Annotated in this window: 21 protein-coding genes and 1 pseudogene; 11 read left to right on the plus strand and 11 right to left on the minus strand. The window is 61.1% G+C overall.

Features of this window, described 5'->3' with window-relative positions:
- Nucleotides 1–206 precede the first annotated feature (206 nt).
- Together EDD25_RS07640 and EDD25_RS07645 are read right to left on the minus strand one after the other, a co-directional pair.
- A complete protein-coding gene (locus EDD25_RS07640; protein ID WP_134172754.1) occupies nt 207–1,325 on the minus strand; it encodes a Fic family protein in 1,119 nt (372 codons plus the stop codon).
- A 976-nt stretch (nt 1,326–2,301) separates the two neighbouring features.
- The gene (locus tag EDD25_RS07645) at nt 2,302–2,553 is read right to left on the minus strand and encodes a PLDc N-terminal domain-containing protein (RefSeq protein ID WP_134172755.1); all 252 of its coding nucleotides are present in this window, start codon (nt 2,551–2,553) and stop codon (nt 2,302–2,304) included.
- 228 nt (nt 2,554–2,781) lie between these two features.
- Here EDD25_RS07645 and EDD25_RS07650 point away from each other — a divergent pair, with 228 nt between their 5' ends.
- Nucleotides 2,782–3,729: a hypothetical protein gene (locus EDD25_RS07650; RefSeq protein ID WP_134172756.1), complete on the plus strand. Its 948-nt coding sequence runs from the start codon at nt 2,782–2,784 to the stop codon at nt 3,727–3,729.
- The gene (locus EDD25_RS07655; RefSeq protein ID WP_175183013.1) at nt 3,729–4,136 is read left to right on the plus strand and encodes a GntR family transcriptional regulator; all 408 of its coding nucleotides are present in this window, start codon (nt 3,729–3,731) and stop codon (nt 4,134–4,136) included. The genes EDD25_RS07650 and EDD25_RS07655 overlap by 1 nt, the downstream gene beginning before the upstream one ends.
- Before the next feature lie 181 nt (nt 4,137–4,317).
- On the opposite strand, the pseudogene EDD25_RS17740 reads toward EDD25_RS07655, so the two are convergent.
- The 3 genes and pseudogenes from EDD25_RS17740 to EDD25_RS07670 form a co-directional block, all read right to left on the minus strand.
- Nucleotides 4,318–4,428, minus strand: a pseudogene (locus tag EDD25_RS17740) (IS21-like element helper ATPase IstB); the annotation flags it as partial.
- A 93-nt stretch (nt 4,429–4,521) separates the two neighbouring features.
- Nucleotides 4,522–5,013, minus strand: coding sequence for a GNAT family N-acetyltransferase (locus EDD25_RS07665; protein WP_134172757.1), 492 nt, complete (start codon nt 5,011–5,013; stop codon nt 4,522–4,524).
- A gap of 77 nt (nt 5,014–5,090) precedes the next feature.
- Nucleotides 5,091–5,615, minus strand: a complete 525-nt coding sequence (locus EDD25_RS07670) for a bleomycin resistance protein (RefSeq protein WP_198418881.1) — start codon at nt 5,613–5,615, stop codon at nt 5,091–5,093.
- A gap of 667 nt (nt 5,616–6,282) precedes the next feature.
- On the opposite strand from EDD25_RS07670, the gene EDD25_RS07680 reads away from it, so the two are divergent.
- Entirely contained in the window at nt 6,283–6,693 is a 411-nt protein-coding gene (locus EDD25_RS07680) for a MarR family winged helix-turn-helix transcriptional regulator (RefSeq protein WP_166671233.1), read from the plus strand.
- Between the two features lie 37 nt (nt 6,694–6,730).
- On the opposite strand, the gene EDD25_RS07685 is transcribed toward EDD25_RS07680, so the two are convergent.
- The 4 genes from EDD25_RS07685 to EDD25_RS18180 all read right to left on the minus strand — a co-directional run bounded on the left by EDD25_RS07685 (nt 6,731) and on the right by EDD25_RS18180 (nt 8,440).
- Nucleotides 6,731–7,063: a type II toxin-antitoxin system RelE/ParE family toxin gene (locus EDD25_RS07685; protein WP_134172760.1), complete on the minus strand. Its 333-nt coding sequence runs from the start codon at nt 7,061–7,063 to the stop codon at nt 6,731–6,733.
- The gene (locus tag EDD25_RS07690) at nt 7,060–7,329 is read right to left on the minus strand and encodes a ribbon-helix-helix domain-containing protein (RefSeq protein ID WP_134172761.1); all 270 of its coding nucleotides are present in this window, start codon (nt 7,327–7,329) and stop codon (nt 7,060–7,062) included. Before EDD25_RS07690 ends, EDD25_RS07685 begins: the two co-directional genes overlap by 4 nt.
- Before the next feature lie 823 nt (nt 7,330–8,152).
- Nucleotides 8,153–8,284 (minus strand): hypothetical protein, encoded by a 132-nt coding sequence (locus EDD25_RS18175; RefSeq protein ID WP_277871695.1) that lies wholly within the window; start codon nt 8,282–8,284, stop codon nt 8,153–8,155.
- 30 nt (nt 8,285–8,314) lie between these two features.
- On the minus strand, nt 8,315–8,440 hold the full coding sequence (locus EDD25_RS18180; protein WP_277871696.1) for a hypothetical protein: 126 nt from the start codon (nt 8,438–8,440) through the stop codon (nt 8,315–8,317).
- 72 nt (nt 8,441–8,512) lie between these two features.
- On the opposite strand from EDD25_RS18180, the gene EDD25_RS07695 reads away from it, so the two are divergent.
- The 5 genes from EDD25_RS07695 to EDD25_RS07715 all read left to right on the plus strand — a co-directional run bounded on the left by EDD25_RS07695 (nt 8,513) and on the right by EDD25_RS07715 (nt 11,561).
- On the plus strand, nt 8,513–8,941 hold the full coding sequence (locus EDD25_RS07695) for a hypothetical protein (protein WP_241986506.1): 429 nt from the start codon (nt 8,513–8,515) through the stop codon (nt 8,939–8,941).
- A gap of 29 nt (nt 8,942–8,970) precedes the next feature.
- Entirely contained in the window at nt 8,971–9,447 is a 477-nt protein-coding gene (locus EDD25_RS07700; RefSeq protein WP_134172762.1) for a hypothetical protein, read from the plus strand.
- 332 nt (nt 9,448–9,779) lie between these two features.
- Nucleotides 9,780–10,616, plus strand: a complete 837-nt coding sequence (locus EDD25_RS07705) for an alpha/beta fold hydrolase (RefSeq protein ID WP_134172763.1) — start codon at nt 9,780–9,782, stop codon at nt 10,614–10,616.
- Between the two features lie 19 nt (nt 10,617–10,635).
- Nucleotides 10,636–11,178 (plus strand): TetR/AcrR family transcriptional regulator, encoded by a 543-nt coding sequence (locus EDD25_RS07710; RefSeq protein WP_166671234.1) that lies wholly within the window; start codon nt 10,636–10,638, stop codon nt 11,176–11,178.
- A gap of 53 nt (nt 11,179–11,231) precedes the next feature.
- Nucleotides 11,232–11,561, plus strand: a complete 330-nt coding sequence (locus tag EDD25_RS07715) for a DUF4260 family protein (RefSeq protein ID WP_166671235.1) — start codon at nt 11,232–11,234, stop codon at nt 11,559–11,561.
- A 146-nt stretch (nt 11,562–11,707) separates the two neighbouring features.
- Here EDD25_RS07715 and EDD25_RS17495 read toward each other — a convergent pair whose 3' ends face one another.
- The gene (locus EDD25_RS17495) at nt 11,708–11,869 is read right to left on the minus strand and encodes a hypothetical protein (RefSeq protein WP_166671236.1); all 162 of its coding nucleotides are present in this window, start codon (nt 11,867–11,869) and stop codon (nt 11,708–11,710) included.
- 47 nt (nt 11,870–11,916) lie between these two features.
- Complete coding sequence (locus tag EDD25_RS07720; RefSeq protein ID WP_134172766.1) at nt 11,917–12,444, minus strand: GNAT family N-acetyltransferase; 528 nt, start codon at nt 12,442–12,444, stop codon at nt 11,917–11,919.
- A 160-nt stretch (nt 12,445–12,604) separates the two neighbouring features.
- Between EDD25_RS07720 and EDD25_RS07725 the strand changes: the two genes are divergently transcribed.
- The 3 genes from EDD25_RS07725 (at nt 12,605) to EDD25_RS07740 (ending at nt 15,755) form a co-directional block, all read left to right on the plus strand.
- Nucleotides 12,605–13,087, plus strand: coding sequence for a hypothetical protein (locus tag EDD25_RS07725; protein ID WP_134172767.1), 483 nt, complete (start codon nt 12,605–12,607; stop codon nt 13,085–13,087).
- A gap of 258 nt (nt 13,088–13,345) precedes the next feature.
- Complete coding sequence (locus EDD25_RS07730; RefSeq protein WP_134172768.1) at nt 13,346–14,635, plus strand: nidogen-like domain-containing protein; 1,290 nt, start codon at nt 13,346–13,348, stop codon at nt 14,633–14,635.
- A 316-nt stretch (nt 14,636–14,951) separates the two neighbouring features.
- On the plus strand, nt 14,952–15,755 hold the full coding sequence (locus EDD25_RS07740; protein WP_134172181.1) for a DDE-type integrase/transposase/recombinase: 804 nt from the start codon (nt 14,952–14,954) through the stop codon (nt 15,753–15,755).
- Nucleotides 15,756–15,763: the final 8 nt, after the last annotated feature.

Consider the following 15,763-nt stretch of genomic DNA (forward strand, 5'->3'; position numbering starts at 1 on the left):
GATGTAAGGGGTTTTTCGTGGCGGTACCGGTGCGATTTGAACCCAAATGCTTACCCAATCAGAAGCCCGAATGGGCCTGAGATCCGCATGATTACGCGGGTTTTCAATCATTTAAGCCCGGTTGGAATGGGAGCAATTTCATTCAAATGTTGCCAAAATGTTGCCACGCTTCGGGGCCGCGTTTCAACACTGTGAATCATCTTGCACTAGAAGAGAGTCGGTTCATCGCTGGGCGTGGCAGAATCCGGGCGCACGAGCAAGTCAAAGAAGTCGGTATTGACAAAAAGTCGCTCACGCCCAACCTTGACGTCGATCAAGGTTCCCGCTTCCACGAGCGAATTGAGCCATCCCGTCGCCGTCGGTCGGGACACCTTGCACCGCGTCATGACGCTCGTAATGCGACAGTACGGCTGTTCGAACAGGACGGAGAGCAGGTCCGCGTTGGCGCCCCCGGTGGTGACCGCGCGGATGATCTCCTGGGTCGCCGCTTCGAGGTCATGGATGGCGTCGATCTTCTGGACGGTCGACAGGGATGTCTGTCGAATTCCCTCCAGAATGAACAGAATCCATTCCTCCCAGGCACCCGATTCGGTGACCGCCAGCAGGAGCCGGTAGTAGTCGGCCTTGTTCTCCATGATGTACCGCGACAGGTAGAGGACCGGGTGGTGAAGCAGGCCCGCCTGCATGAGGAGCAGGATATTGAGGATGCGACCCGTGCGGCCGTTGCCATCAGCAAATGGGTGAATTGCTTCGAACTGATAGTGGGCAACGGCGAGCGTAACCAGCGGGTCGAGATCGTTCCCGGCATGGATGAACTGTTCCCAATTGAAGAGCTTGTCGCGGAGCAACCGCTCCCCTGCGGGCGGGGTATAGATGGCCTTCTTGGTTACGGGGTTGCCAATGAACGTGCCGGGCAGGTTGCGTATGATCATTTCGCGCGAGTGGATGATGGAGCACGCTTCGATCGCCGTGGTGACCGACAACGGCCGGGCTCGCATGCTCTCAATTCCGCTGAACAGAGCAGTCCTGTAGCGCAGCGTTTCCTTGGTTTCCGAGTTGGTCGCACGTGACTCGTCCTGGGCAAATTTGAAGAGGTCATCGGCCGTCGTGACGATGTTCTCAATTTCGGAGCTTGCCTGCGCTTCCAGCAGGGGAATCGTGTTGATGAGTACCGTCGGGTTGGGGATCCGCCGTGACGCCTGATCGAGTGAAGCAAGAGCTGTACGTGCTTGGATCGTCGCCTTTAAGACTTTCTTGGATTCTAGGTCGACCGCCGGCGGTAGGGCCGGCAAGTCGTTGTAGGGCTTCCCGGCAATCCACGTCATATGCAAACTCTAGGCGCACATTCGTTAAACGTGTAAAAAAATAAGCCGAAATTTCAAACGTTGACGGCACGCGTAAATCTTCTTGGCATGTTCTCACGGAGCACATTTTCGGCAGCGAATGGATCTCGCTCCGGATCAGCGTGACTCTCCAACTCCCCGCTTCCGAAGATTCGCACAGCACTGACGATCGCAGTGACCATGATGAGTAGAGGGGTTCCTCCACCAAGAATGCCTGCGTAAAGAAGACTGTGCGAGCAGAACACGCTCCCCAAAGCCCAACCTCCTGCGGGACGAGCCGGGATGGAGTCGGGCGACGTGCTTGGAGCGCTACCGTGCAAAACTCGAGGCGCGGTCGAGCCCCCGTAACGATCGCTTACCGTCTCCGTGCGGAGTTAGTCTTCGCCCATAGAATCTGACCATGAGTCCGAATCGACCCGCGCTGATCGCGATTGCCGTAGCAGTCGGCATGTGTGGGTGCACGGCTGAGCCGCCGACAGTAATTCCAGCGGGGGCTGCAACGACCGCATATCCTGGCCAGCCGACACCTCTGCCCAGTGGTCTGGTTGACCCCATTGCGGGCTACGCAACAGTCGTCGATGGGCGGCTCGCGATTGTCCTGTCCGGCAGCTCGAGTTGTCCGCCACACGCCGAATCAGCGGATCTAGCCACGATGACGTTCGGATTCTCGGCCGATACTGAAGGCCCATGCACGGCAGATTTGGCCCCCTCTACTTTCGAGTTCTACGTGCCATCAACCGACAATCTGCCGACGTTCATCACGATAAACTTCACGGCCGGCGAGACGTCCAGCTCTCAGCTGCCGGTTCTGCGGTAAACATCGATCGCGCACGGCCGTGCCGGCGTCGAGACTCACCATGCTGCGCGCTCTGGCTGAAAGGCCACTATTTGCCGCTGTCATTCGCAGCGACCTCTATTGCAGTTCCTTCCCCCGCCTACGCCTTGTTCGTGGGAACGACTATCGATCTGTGCTCGGCTGCACTTGGGCGAGACCTGATCTACGTCCAATTGAAAGCCATGCCACCGGACCGAGGACCGGCACGAAAATCGTCACGAGCACCCAGATCAGGGCTTGGGTTGAGGTGAGGCGTTTAGCGGTTCGAGCGATCGAGAAGAGCGCTACGACGATCAGGGCAATGACCAGAACCGAGACCATTGTCCACGCGATGTCATACCCGACGGGAATGATTGGATTAATAGAGCTCCCCATGTCGTCAGCTTACGGTGAAGAATCTGCTTATACGGTACCGGCAGCAAAGACCATGCCTTGTCGTTTGTGTGGTCAGTCCGTACGGGGAACCCTCTACGGGACTCCCCTCTGGTTGTGTCAACTAGGCGTGGCTCACGATGACGGCTTGATTGACTCCACCCGATTGCGGGCCGCAAGCACCTTCGTGCTAACGTACCTATGTCTTGATACATAGGTACGGAGGGTTTTATGCATATACTCGTCTTTGTCGCCGCGCTAGCGGTGCTCCTCGCAGCGGTTCCCCTGATCGCCACACCGCCCACAACGCGCGTTGCCTCTTGGCTTCGAGCTCGAGATCCGGCCGTACCCGAGTCGGCCGTCATCGCGTCGCGAGCCGCCCTGCAACACATCAACGTCACCAGCGGTGCCGTGATCGTCGTGCTGGCGATCGCATGGGTGATCAGTGATGTCGACTTCTACCTGTCCATAGTGGGTTATGCGGTCGCAGTCATCGTCGGGACGGCCACACGCCTGGGGGGAAGCGAGCAACGCCGCGCCGGTCTCACCCCCGCCAACACCAGCCCAGGACTGTGGACAAGACGGGTCTTCCGGCTGTCCCTCGGCCTGGCGTCTACCACCCTGGTCCTATCGCTGGCGATGCTCGCCGTGTTCACGGATCGTGCCGGGAACACGGCAACCTATCTGACTCTCATGAACCCCTTCGAGCTCCCCGACATCAGTACGCGCTCTCTCATCATCACGGCAAGCGTGTCCGCCCTTCTCACCCTCCTCGCGGTGGCCGGCTGGGCAGTGGTCGGGCGGAGGCAGTCCGCAGCGGGTACCTCACCGGAGATCGACGGCATGATCCGCGCCCTCTGCTTCCGCCGCATAGCCTTGGCATCTCTCGGTGCCCAAGCAGTGCTTCTCGGCGCTCTCCTGCCCGCTGTTCAGATCACAACTCTCGAGGTAGCGCGGCTCTCCTCCTACTCAGTCGACGAAGACCTCGTCGCCCTCACGTCCATCTCGGGGCTCGCACTCATCGTCATCGGGATCGCAGCGTGCGCGTACGCCGTGCTGCAGCCCGTCTGGATACAGCCAAAGCGAACAACCAGATATCGGCGGACTGAGAACTCAGACGCCGAAACCACTCACCCAGAGGTCACGCTTCCCGCGGCGACCGGGAACAGCTCCCACTGATGATCGAGATCACTGTAGACACGCGAAGCCCCACCCCGCACTACGAACAGATCAGAAGCCAGATCACCGGCTTCGTCCTCACCGGTGCGCTGCCCCCCGGAACGCAACTGCCACCCATCCGGCAACTCGCCGGCCACCTCGGACTCTCCAACGGGGCCGTCGCCCGGGCCTACAAAGAACTCGAACGCGAAGGCACCGTCACCACCAACGGCAAAAAGGGCACCGCCATCGCCCCACAGGACAAACGAACCGCTCCAGGCAGGACCAGTCCCGATCGCCTCGCCGTCCTGAGCGATGCTGCAAGAGAGTACGCGGCCATCGCCCACTCACTGGGCTACGACCTCACCGCCGCATCCGCAGCGCTGCACAGCGCCATGACCTCCCCTTTCACCAAGGCCCCCTCGTGACGGAGCAGCGTGAGAGCAGGACCGCGCGTGGAAGATCCGACCTGACGCGCTCGAGCAGCCCTTAACCGCTGATTCAGGCTCGCTGCCCGTCGTGCGCAGTCGCACGGCTCGAACTTCACTTGATCCGCCCGATCTCCGACTGCTTTCTGGCGCTGGCGAGTCGGTACGAGTCGGTGCCGGTCTAGTTGATCGTGCCACTGAAGGTGAGCCGGCCCACGATCGCCGCACACGGTCTGGGATCGATGAACGACTTCGTCCACTTGGAGAATGACTCATTCGACGCGATCGCGACGCCTCTCACGGCGACGGCGCACCCTGCATTAGAGGAACCCTGATCGGGCGCTAAAGCCGACCAAGCCCTTCGCTGGCCTTCAAGAACTGGATTTCACGCCAATTCCTTCCGGAACCAATGGTTCGCGTACGGGTCCGTGTTGTGGGCTTCACCTTCGATGTAGCCAAGGGACGCATACAGGCTTCGCGCTTCGACGAGGTCCGTTCGTGTGTCCAACCGCAATGCGTCGAGTCCTAGTTCGCGGGATTTGCCTTCCAGTTCCTTCATGAGCAGGCGTCCCACGCCCTTACCGCGCGCCGCCGGTTCCACGAAGACTCTGGTCACCTCGCCGATGTCGCCGGGGCGCACCCGCATTCCTGCACAGCCGAGAACGGTGGCTCCTTGGCGGGCCAGCAGAAGGATGCCGAGGGGTACGACCAGGTCGTCACTGGGGTATCCGGCCTGGGCGGCCAGAGTCTCCTGCCGAGACGCGGGTCGCCCGTGGTAGCGACCCACAATGTCCTCATAGTACCGAAGTGACACGTCCTTGGCCTCTGCGGACGTCGGTGATGTCGCGGAGATGACGATCGGCATCGTTGGGGTCATGCGTTCCACCGTACTTCTTGAGCCACGGACCAAGTCGGAGTGAGCTTGCACCTACGGAGCGGCGTTCGGCTGCAGTGTTAGAGGCTGTCAGTCTCGGTAGGCCTGCGGCCCAGGGACGCTTGGAATCGGATCAAGTATCCATCCGGGTCTTGCACCAGGAACTGGGCCACGCCAGCCTCGGTCGTGCCGGTCCGGTACCACTTCGTCTCCGGCTCCATGAAGAGTGCCCAACTCGCGACCTCAAGAGCACCTAACAGCGGTTGTATCGACGCCACAGTGATCTGGAAGTTGATCCCGCGGCCGAGAGGCAGTTCCAGCGGGGCAGGTATCCAGTTCCGTCCCGATCCTCTTTGTTCAAGCATGATGTGCGCCGTGCCGCTGGTGATGTAGGCAAAACCTTCATCGGGGCGGTCGTAGAGCACCTCGAATCCGCAAAGGCGGCACCAGAAATCCAGGCTCGCCTCGAGGGAGGTGATCAGTAGCTCCGGGACCAGGCCGGGACCTGGTGTGCTGTCCGCTTTTGCCATGACTTCGGTGACTTCTTGGTCCGGAGCGGACCTGGCCGATGCGGCGGAGACAAGGATCGGCGACGTGGGCATCATGCGGACCACCCTACGCGCCGAACGAGCGAGCGGATTTGTCGCGGCTTGATCCCTCAAAAGCGCTCTTGATCAGCATCAGGGCGCCTGATGCACTGCTGTCCGCCGGACGCGAGCGGTCTCCGGAAAGCGAACCTCCTGTGCTTCTGCAGGGCGGGCGTACACTCGGCGGCAGGGCTGAACGGCGCCGTTCCGCGGCCGGCCGGCCATCCGCCACGTTGGGGCGGGTAGTTGTTCAGGCGGAAAGCTGTGCAGTCGGCTGGATGGATCACCCAGTTGGACGCTGCGGGCTGACAAGAGGAAGGTGAACACCATGGACGCGGACGAGATCGTTCAGGAGGATGAGCCTGGTCCAGTTGCCGCGGTCACACGGGACCGCTCGCGAGCCTTGCCGGCTCGGGTGCGAGTAGAGGACCAGAGCACGTCCGTACCGGCTTCGGATGCACCGGACCCTGAGGGTGGCAGGAACCCTGACAATGACTGGTTGCTCCGTGGGGTGTGAGCCGGCGTATAAATCCAATCACCTGGGAGAGTCGGCTCTCGCAGTGCGTTGTCTGGCTGGTCGCCGAACGATCCGGAACGACAGATGGGTCAACAACTGTGCTTTGGCGGACGCAATGTCCGTTGCGAGGTACTCGCGGTAGCAGCAGAGAAGAGAATAACCATGCCGATGACCGATGAACAGCTTCTGGGCCGTCCAGTGGGTTGGTGGCTCAAGGAAGCGGACGACCGACTGAATGCAGCCTTCGACCGCGCCCTTGAGTGCTCCGACGTGAGCCGCCGGGGATGGCAGGTCCTCAGCTCTCTGTCCAAGCGGCCGTCCACTCTCACGGACCTGGTAGCTACGCTCAAGTCCTTCGACTCACCTGACGCGATCCACGGCGTCGTGGCAGAACTTGAACGGCGCAGTTGGGTTCATGAAGAGGACGAGGTCCTGCGGCTCACGACCTACGGTGCCCAGATGTATACGGACCTCACGCCCGTCGTCGATCGAGTCCGGCGGCAAGTTCAGACTGCTCTCCCGCCCGACGATTACATCAACCTCATCCGGCTACTCGCCCGACTCACCGAAGCACTGTGAACGCCCGCATCGAGCGCAACGGTTCGTAAGCGGAACCTCAAACGGGCGGATCTGCGCGCTCGTTGCTGTCGAGGAGAATCTGCTCGTGGTCGCGACCGCCGTAGAAAACGCCGATGATGGCCACGGTCTCCTCTAGGACAACAAAGGCGATCACGACCCGTTTCCGAAAGCCAATCGTCCGCAACCCTGGGCGGAGGTCTTCCCGCGCCACACCGCGATAGGGGAAATCGGACAGGGCTTCGCAGAAAGTGACAATCGATTCAGCGAAGCCCGCAGCGTTGGCGGGAGAGCCGGCGTCGGCGATGAAGTCGTAGAGGTCCTCGAGTTGTTGCAGTGCTTCGCGCCGGAATACGACCCGATAGTGGGTCACTGCTGGTCGGCGTGCTTCGCTGAAAGCCGCGCACGCACGTCATCGGCGCTGACCACGGCGGAGGGATCAGCCACGAGCGCGTCATAGGCGCTGACAACCTCCTCGCGAAGCCAGGATTCGAGCACCTGGTCTCGTGCGAACAAGGTGCGCAATCCGTCTCGGATGACTTCGCTCTCACTTGCGTACGCACCTGAACTCACTCGCTGGCGCAAGGCGTCGGCCATCTCGTTCGGAAGGGTGATGCTCAGTTGCCGTGTCGTGCGCATGGTCGCTCCCAGTGTCGGTGTCGGTGTCGGTAGGACTAAATCCTATCCGAATACGGTTGCGCTTTTGAAGTGAATTCGGGAGAAGGATGAACCGCACTCGCCCCTGGCAACGGCCAATCCCTTGGCCGATGGCCCGTTACAGGAACCCCTTACGAGAGGCTTCGCTTCGAGGTATCCGAGTTCGCGGCCACCGAAGCAGGCAGCGCCCGACTCATCTACTCATACCGATTGTGACCGACCGCCGAATGCACGTGTAGCTGAGTCGCCGGGGCTCCGGAGTCGTCGGTCCGAATTTTGGGAGCGGAGGGCTGGCATCGACGATCGCCTGCGAGCGGCGTTCAATAGCTCAAAGCCGGACCACAAGAGGCGCTTGAGACGCAACTACCGATCAACGCCGTTTTTTTTGGTTGCACCCGCCATCGGATCATGGCTATTCTGACGCCATACAGTTTCCTCAGGGGGGGGAGATTGAAGGAGACTAGGGGGAATTGAACATGAAACACGTTTCAACTCTGAGGACCGCAGGGCTTATTGGAGCACTGGCGCTTGCCTTCATGACCATAGCGGCAGCGAACCCCGTCGCGAGTTACACTGCGCCGGACAACGGAACGAATGCTGTCGCGGTGGATCAAATCATCGATCGAATGTCCGACCGGATGCCGGTGGATGCCACCGCAATCAACGCGCTGCAGGAGCGCCAACAGACGGCATCGGCGAATCAACAGCCGGTAACGGTCCACACGCCCATCCCTCTCCCGGCTGGAGTCGCGCTGCGGACCGGGGAGAATGTTCAGGTGAACTACAGTGACGGCGTGGTTGTGCATCAGTCCCTCGCTGCCTCGTGTACCGCCACGTCGAGCGTCGGGAATCCGTACGTCTCAAACGGGGTTGCGTTGGCGAGCCACTCATATGGACTCAGTGGAGGCTGTTCAGCAACGGCATCGGTGAACGGCATCCTGTCGTCCTTTGCCTGGCCCTGGTGGCATCAGAGGGACTTCCACACCGTCAATGTGTCCCCGTCGAGTACTACGTACTGGGCAACGAGGAAGATCTGCGTGAACACCGGAAGCACGACCTGGCACGCGGAGAATTCAGTAGGTTCCTCCAGCATATCCTTGACGCCCGATGTCAACCTGGCGTGCAATCCGGGATGATGGTACGGCTGCTGGAGTGAGGAGACATCATGGTTGAATCCAACGTGCCCGCTGAGATGAGCGGGACAGGACGCGCTTTCCTCAGGATCGTCGTGTCGCTGGGGATTGGTCTCGTAGTGGGGGCATTGACCTATTACGTCACGGCAGTGGTGGCGGCCCTGCAGATCTCAGGCAATTTTACGAACAACCCTCTGATGTTGGCCACAGTCGCTATCGTCGGCGCACTCGCGGTCGCCGTTGGATGGCGCTGGCCGATCGTTGGTCTGACTGCCGGCATCGTCATCATCGCCGTCGTCGCGTGTGCCGTAACCGGACGAATGGGATGGTCTCCTTCCAATGGTGCGCTGAATCCATACAACGCAGTGGCATTCGGCGCGATGAGCGTGGCTCCGACAATCGTCGGGGCCACGATGGTCGCCGCTTCAGCCCTGAAATTGCGCTCTCGCCGGACTCGCTAGGGAAACCGCGAAGGACCCAGGCTGCCAGCATGACGGATAGCGATGAGCGGGGTCGATACGGACCGATCCGACGAGGACCGGTCTGCATTGAGCCCGTTCAACGCCTGCCTTTCGACATTTCCATCCTGTCAGTGACTGGTCTGGTCATCATCTGCGAACTCGATGATCCGCCTCCAGGAAACTCCCGGCCAACCATGAGTATGAAGATCACCCAGTATTTGCGCCTCTCCGATGAATCGATGATTCGTCTCGATATGGATCGGGGAGTGTCCTCGTTCAAGCATGGGCATATCGAGGCCATCTCCTGGAAACGCTCCGCAGTCGACGTGATTTCAGAGGTCCTCACGCTGGTGCAAGCGGAAGCCTCTGTACCGGATTCATTTCCGTGGGAACAATATACGGAGGCCGCACGGCTGAGGGGAATCGCGGTTGACGCCGAGGCACTGCGCGATCTTCCCCACACGGTGCTGCTGTCGGATGAGCTCGCCACGATCTACGAATTCTGATCGACAACGGCCACACTGCGACAGTTCTCTCGGTCCTGCAAGCTGGCGTCCCGCAAGCCGGACGGTCAGCGACGCAGGTCGAGCGCGAAAGTCGCCATCCCAGGGTGGAGCTCGTCGAGTGTCACAAGGGAACCCAGTGCGGGATGCTTGCCCGAAAGATTCGGTGGCGCCTAGTTGTACTGAGTCATGACGTTGGTGACATTCGGCTGATGGGAGTTGTTCCGATGCCGGTGTGTTCGCAAGCGTTCCTGGCGATGAGGTCCAGGCCAGCGCCCAAACCGCTTCAAGAAAGAACTATTGACATTAGCCCTGCGGCTAATTAGATTAGCCGCATGAATACTCAACACGCAACACCGCCACCAGCGACGCGATTCCTTGCCCAGCCGGAAGGCAGAATCGCATACGACATCCAGGGCGCCGGGCCGCTCGTGCTTCTCGTACCAGGCATGGGCGACCTTCGATCCACCTACCGGTTTCTCACTCCCGCCCTCGTTGCCGCCGGCTACACGGTTGCGACCACCGACCTTCGCGGCCATGGGGACAGCAGCAGCGTGTTCTCCAGCTATGGGGATGCCGTTACTGCGAGCGACCTTGTGGCGCTTCTTGACGACCTGGGGACACCGGCAGTCGTCATCGGGAACTCCATGGGGGCAGGAGCGGCGGTGATCGCCGCGGCCGATCGCCCGGAGCTTGTCAACGGCCTGGTCCTGGTGGGGCCCTTCGTCCGTGAGCCGGCATCCAACACCCCCTTCAAACGCTTGTTTCTGCGCCTGCTCATGGCGCGGCCCTGGGCTGCGGCCGCGTGGAAGGCGTACCTGCCTAAGCTTTATGTAGGAAGGCCGCCGACCGATTTCAGCCAGTACAAGAAGGACGTGATCGCGAGCATCAGGCGCCCCGGCTACACGCGGGCCTTCAGCCTGACGACGCGAACCGACCACGTCCAGGCCGGCGACAGTCTGGACCGCGTCACAGCTCCCGTCCTCATCGTCATGGGTGAGAAGGATCCCGATTTCAAGGACCCAAAGGCAGAAGCTGACTGGATCGCGCGCACGCTGCACGGTGAAGCGGTGATGGTCCCGGACGCCGGGCACTACCCCCAGTCGCAGCAACCGGAACGCACCTCGGCCGCCATCATCCGGTTCCTCAGCACCCTGAAGAACCATGCCTAGGCCCAGACTAAACACGGCCATGGTCGTCGATCACGCCGCTCAGATGCTCGACGAACGCGGCTCAGCCGGGTTCAACCTCGCTGCTCTGGCCGAAAGCCTCGATGTGCGCATCCCGTCGCTGTACAAGCACATCGAGGGGATGCCCGGCCTTCGACGCGGCATCATGATCCAAGCCAAGGCAAGCCTCGCCCACGCCCTCGGGCAGGCGGCCATCGGACGCTCCCGAGACGACGCGATCGAGAGGATGTCGTTCGCGTACCGCCGCTGGGCGCTCGAGCACCCCGGGCAGTACCCGATGACGGTGCACGCACCGGCACCCGGCGACGACGAAGACCTGAAGGTGTCCTCCGCGATCGCCGACGTCGTCTACAACGTCCTCGCCGGCTACGACCTCCGTGACGACGACGCGGTAGACGCCACCCGTTTCCTCCGGTCCGCGCTGCACGGTTTTGTGGCCCTCGAGACCAGCGGCGGCTTCGAGTTGCCGGTGGACCTGGAACGCAGCTTCATGAGGCTCGTCACGAGCGTCGTCACCGCTTTGGCGAGCTGGTCCGGGTCATGAAAAGGAGCGCCGCGCCCAAGGCAGAGCACCCGGCGAAGGCCCCATCCAGTCCGGTGAGCCCTATCCACCGGGTTGAGGGTGCCGCGGTCGCTGCGTCCGCCGCGACCCTTTTCATTCTGGGGGGATTCAGCTGGTGGTGGCTGCCGGTGTTGTTCCTGGTCTTCGACCTTTCCTTCATCGGATACGCCGTCAGCAACCGGGCCGGAGCCTACGGATACAACCTCGTTCACAACTACGCGGCCCCCGCGATCCTGATCGCCGTCTATAGCCTCCTTCACGTGATCGGGATCCCGCTGTGGCCACTGGCATTCATCGCCGGATACTGGTTCTTCCACGTCGGCGCCGACCGAGCCATGGGCTACGGCCCACGGCCACCGAGATAGGACGGTCCAGCACGTCTTCCAGCCGGACTTCCCGCCGAACAAGCACAGTCAGCAGGCTCTCGCTCATGCGGGACGGTCAGCGACGCAGGTCGAGCGCGCAAGTCGCCATCCCAGGGTGGAGCTCGTCGAGTGTCACAAGGGAACGCTCAGCGAGATGGCGCCCCAGGCTTTTGAGCAGCAGCCTGCGCCTCGAGAAGTGCGACAGTCTTTTCGCTCGCATCCCGAATTCGATGAAGGGCGCCGACGATGCTGATGCTCGCGAACACGACTACGAGGATGAGCACAACGAGCAGCCAGACGGGGTCCATGTCCCTATCCTTTCAGTAGCTCCTACCTGCGCCCGCAGGTGGAACGGCTATCGGACGCCGGCAGGATTCAGCTCCCATCGAATCTCGCCCTGTTGAATCGTGCTCGTTGGGTTGAGACCCTGATGTTTTGCAACCGCCACCGAGGCCCGATGCTGAGGGTGAACGAAAGCGCCGAGGGAGTCGACGCCGTGTTCCCGCAACCATCGGATCATTCCGCGCGTCGCTTCGGTAGCCACACCATTTCCTTGGGCTCGTGGTGCCACGACCCACTCAATATCGGCGCTGAGCCTCCCTGCGTCTTCTTCAACGGTGGCCTGAACAAAACCGACCAGCGCGCCGGAAGCATTATCTCGGATGACCCAGTTGAGCCACCACTGCGATCCGTCGTCCGACTCACCAACTGATTGGGCGGTGTAACGCCGGACCAGCCCTTCGAGAGTGGGCGGCTCTCCGCCGATGAACTCATAGAGCGATGGGTCAGCTAGTACGACGACCATCTCTGGAGCATGGTTGACGGAAACCGGTTCCAACGCGAACCGTTCCGTTTCCACCCGCTGGGGCGCTGGCCACACCATTGCTCCAGTCTTCCACCGACAGTCGTGCTATCGCCCGCATGCCGAACCTCTGCTGGCACACATTCCGGCATTGATCGGATGCCATTTTGTCCATTGCCTTGATCGATGACCTTCAACCAGGAAAGGCCGCTTTGTAAAGCGGGGCGCTAGAGTCTCGGTCATGTCTGTTTCCGACCATCCCCTGATCCCCGACACAGAGATTCGACTTTCCGTACTGCTCAACCGAATCCACGTGCTCGGCAAGGTCGAGGGAGTAACAGTTGTTGCCGAACGGGTCGATTTAACAGAGGAGCGAGTGTGGCTGCACGCGCGCGCCGTGCCGAACAGCTCGACTGAGCAGCTGACCACTGAGTTCTGGAGTGCCGGCCAGCGCTGGCGCCACGTGCAACAGACACAAGGTTGGGAAGCCGCAGGGGAACCGCCGCGAGGGCCTGGTGAAATGATGACCCGCATCGAGGTCACGCTGACCAAAAATGGTCCGGGAGTGAACTTTGATCGCCAACTCTCGGTTGGGGGATCAGGGACCGAATGGTCAATTGAATGGTCGTGGCCGAGACCCAACGGCGGCTCGGTGACATTTATCGGAACATCACCGGAGGCAGGAGACACCGAACTCATCGTCGAGATGCCATCGCCCAAGTAAGTCCCAACACCTGAACTCCGGACGCGGACGCCCGCAAGTGGAACCTCCTGCGGGCTCATAGGAGTCGCGGATCAAGTTCGAGCAGCGGAATAAAGGATTTCCGGCATAGGGAAGGGGGTCTCCCAACCCTATTTTGGGGGGTGGCGTCGGTTCGCCGGGCGCCCATATGATCCGACTAGTCGCTGGGGACTGGGCGGCGATCTCAAAACGGGGGTTGAAACGTGCAAGGTCGCAAACGGGTCTTCGTCGAAGGTGACCTTGCCGTTCTCTCTCGACTTCTACGGACAGACCTACGACGGACTGTACGTCAACAACAACGGCGACGTCTCCTTCGGCGCTCCGTTGAGCACATACACGCCCTTCGGACTCGCGTCTGCAAGCGTCCCTCTCATCGCTCCCTTCTTTGCTGATGTAGATACCGGAGGCAGCGGTTCGCAGCCTGTCCAGTACGGCTATGGGGAAACAACATACGAGGGACGCCCTGCCTTCTGCGTGAACTGGCTCAACGTTGGATACTTCTCCAACCATTTCGACAAACTCAACTCCTTCCAGCTTCTCCTGGTCTCCCGGCAGGACAAGGCTGTTGGAGCATTCGACATTGTCTTCAACTACGACACCATCAATTGGGAAACCGGCGACGCCAGTGGAGGTAGCGAAGGACTTGGGGGCGTCTCCGCCCGCGTCGGTTTCACCGCCGGTACCGGCCAAGACGGAACTTTCACCGAGTTTGCCGGCTCCGGTACGCCCGGCGTCTTCCTGGACGGCGGGCCGACGCCATTGAACGTCGGCCAGCAAGATAGCTCCGTCAGGGGCAGATACATCTTCTCGGTTCGAAACGGAGGGACGCTGGTCAACGGATACGTCGCACTAGGCGACTCGTACCAGAGCGGCGAAGGAACCTTTGACTACATCGACGGGACGAACGTCGATGGGATCAATCAGTGCCACCGCTCTGACTTCGCTTACCCGAGCCTCCTTGTGGATCAGGGCGTCGTCAAACTTGATCTGGACTTCCGGGCCTGTTCCGGCGCGACCGTGAGTACGATGCTCATCCCAAGCAGCACGAGTGGTCCGCCGTGGAATGACGGCATCGCACAGGTAAACGCCCTCGACACTTCGACTCGACTGGTCACTGTCGGCATCATCGGCAACGACCTCGGCTTCGGCGATTTCATCACGAAGTGCGTGACATTGAGCCTGACGACAAGCAAGACATGCGAGAACGAGCTTGGCTCGAGCTTGAAAGGCCAGCTCACCTCCCTTGAATCAGGCGCGCTGAAGAAGTCCCTGATCGAGCTGTACCGGCTCATCCGGGCCAAAGCGCCAAACGCGCGTGTCGTCGTCGTGTCCTACCCACACTTCTTTCCCGAGTTCAACAAGGAGAAGAACTGCGGCCTCATCTACCGAACCAGCGATCAAACATGGATGAATTCTGCGGTAGACCGTGCGGACACTGCGATCGGAGTTGCGGCACGTAGCGCTGGATTCGAGTACGCGAATACGGAAGATGTCAACCTTTATGAGTCAGTTTCTTTAGCCGGTCATTGAGTTCGTTCCTTCCTTTTCGGGTTCGTTGATCCACGTCGTCGTCGGGAATGTTGGCGGCTGCGGGAGCTTCCGAACGAAGCGTTCAGGGTGCGTGGCATAGGCGGTCCTGAGAACGCGGGCACGAGCGTGCTGGATGGCGGGTGCGCGGCCGTGGTGAACGTTGAACGGGGTTGGCGAGTAGCGCTTGGTGGTAGCGGCAGTCCGGCGAGTTGGTAGCACGTTTCCGGGAACACGGTAGCGCCGCCGGGCGGTGTACTGCTCTGCTGTGGAAGGACAACGCATACGGCGTTGTCGTTTCATTGCTAAGGGCGGGTTCATGGCGGACTATCGAAAAATATTGGGACTGTTGCTGGAAGGGCGCAGTTACCGCGAGGTTGTCGAGATCGCGGGGTGCTCGCATCGCGACGTGGCCCGGGTCCGGCAGGAGGTCCAGGAGCGGGGTCTGACCTCGGCGGTCGCGATCACCGACGCTGACGTCGCGGAATGGTTCCCGGACGGGCGCCGGAAAGTGTCGGAAGAGTACGACCAGCCCGACCTCTCGCGGGTGCTGGCCTCGATGAAAGCGAACCGGCACTTCACGTTGCTGTTGGCCTGGCGCCGATACGTCGACACCAAAGACGCGGGAAAGAAGTACGGGTATTCGCAGTTCTGCGCCCTGTTCACCGACTACCTCCGCAGCCACGATCTGGTGGCGGTACTCCGCCACGAGCCGGGCCGGGCGATGCTGGTGGACTGGGCCGGCGACACGATGGATGTCGTCGACACCATCACCGGCGAGGTGGTCCGGGCAATCTTGTTCGTCGCGGTGCTGCCATTCTCGGGGCTGATGTTCTGCCGCGCCTACGCGGACATGAAGTCCCCGGCCTGGCTCGACGCCCACGTTCAAGCGTTCGCGTTCTTCGGCGGCGTGACGCAGATTATCGTGCCGGACAACCCGACGACCTCCACGCACCAAACTCATAAGGGCGACGCGGAGCGGGTCGTGAACGCCCGATATCAGCAGCTCGCAGACCATTACCAGACTGCAATTGTCCCGGCCAGAGTGAAAAAACCGCGCGACTATCCCGAGGATTTTGTTATCCCGAGTTCTGGCCGTGAGGCCTGTGCGTTGGCGGCCTGAGCGACCAT

Source organism: Cryobacterium psychrophilum, assembly GCF_004365915.1.
GTDB classification, from domain to species: domain Bacteria; phylum Actinomycetota; class Actinomycetes; order Actinomycetales; family Microbacteriaceae; genus Cryobacterium; species Cryobacterium psychrophilum.

What these genes read in the sequence shown, in the direction of transcription:
- EDD25_RS07640 (WP_134172754.1), bottom strand. Translation starts at nt 1,325, where the DNA reads ATGACGTGGATTGCCGGGAAGCCCTACAACGACTTGCCGGCCCTACCG.
- EDD25_RS07645 (WP_134172755.1), bottom strand. Translation starts at nt 2,553, where the DNA reads ATGGGGAGCTCTATTAATCCAATCATTCCCGTCGGGTATGACATCGCG.
- EDD25_RS07650 (WP_134172756.1), top strand. Translation starts at nt 2,782, where the DNA reads ATGCATATACTCGTCTTTGTCGCCGCGCTAGCGGTGCTCCTCGCAGCG.
- EDD25_RS07655 (WP_175183013.1), top strand. Translation starts at nt 3,729, where the DNA reads ATGATCGAGATCACTGTAGACACGCGAAGCCCCACCCCGCACTACGAA.
- EDD25_RS07665 (WP_134172757.1), bottom strand. Translation starts at nt 5,013, where the DNA reads ATGACCCCAACGATGCCGATCGTCATCTCCGCGACATCACCGACGTCC.
- EDD25_RS07670 (WP_198418881.1), bottom strand. Translation starts at nt 5,615, where the DNA reads ATGATGCCCACGTCGCCGATCCTTGTCTCCGCCGCATCGGCCAGGTCC.
- EDD25_RS07680 (WP_166671233.1), top strand. Translation starts at nt 6,283, where the DNA reads ATGACCGATGAACAGCTTCTGGGCCGTCCAGTGGGTTGGTGGCTCAAG.
- EDD25_RS07690 (WP_134172761.1), bottom strand. Translation starts at nt 7,329, where the DNA reads ATGCGCACGACACGGCAACTGAGCATCACCCTTCCGAACGAGATGGCC.
- EDD25_RS18175 (WP_277871695.1), bottom strand. Translation starts at nt 8,284, where the DNA reads ATGCCGTTCACCGATGCCGTTGCTGAACAGCCTCCACTGAGTCCATAT.
- EDD25_RS18180 (WP_277871696.1), bottom strand. Translation starts at nt 8,440, where the DNA reads ATGCTGGAGGAACCTACTGAATTCTCCGCGTGCCAGGTCGTGCTTCCG.
- EDD25_RS07695 (WP_241986506.1), top strand. Translation starts at nt 8,513, where the DNA reads ATGGTTGAATCCAACGTGCCCGCTGAGATGAGCGGGACAGGACGCGCT.
- EDD25_RS07700 (WP_134172762.1), top strand. Translation starts at nt 8,971, where the DNA reads ATGACGGATAGCGATGAGCGGGGTCGATACGGACCGATCCGACGAGGA.
- EDD25_RS07705 (WP_134172763.1), top strand. Translation starts at nt 9,780, where the DNA reads ATGAATACTCAACACGCAACACCGCCACCAGCGACGCGATTCCTTGCC.
- EDD25_RS07710 (WP_166671234.1), top strand. Translation starts at nt 10,636, where the DNA reads ATGGTCGTCGATCACGCCGCTCAGATGCTCGACGAACGCGGCTCAGCC.
- EDD25_RS17495 (WP_166671236.1), bottom strand. Translation starts at nt 11,869, where the DNA reads ATGGACCCCGTCTGGCTGCTCGTTGTGCTCATCCTCGTAGTCGTGTTC.
- EDD25_RS07720 (WP_134172766.1), bottom strand. Translation starts at nt 12,444, where the DNA reads ATGGTGTGGCCAGCGCCCCAGCGGGTGGAAACGGAACGGTTCGCGTTG.
- EDD25_RS07725 (WP_134172767.1), top strand. Translation starts at nt 12,605, where the DNA reads ATGTCTGTTTCCGACCATCCCCTGATCCCCGACACAGAGATTCGACTT.
- EDD25_RS07740 (WP_134172181.1), top strand. Translation starts at nt 14,952, where the DNA reads ATGGCGGACTATCGAAAAATATTGGGACTGTTGCTGGAAGGGCGCAGT.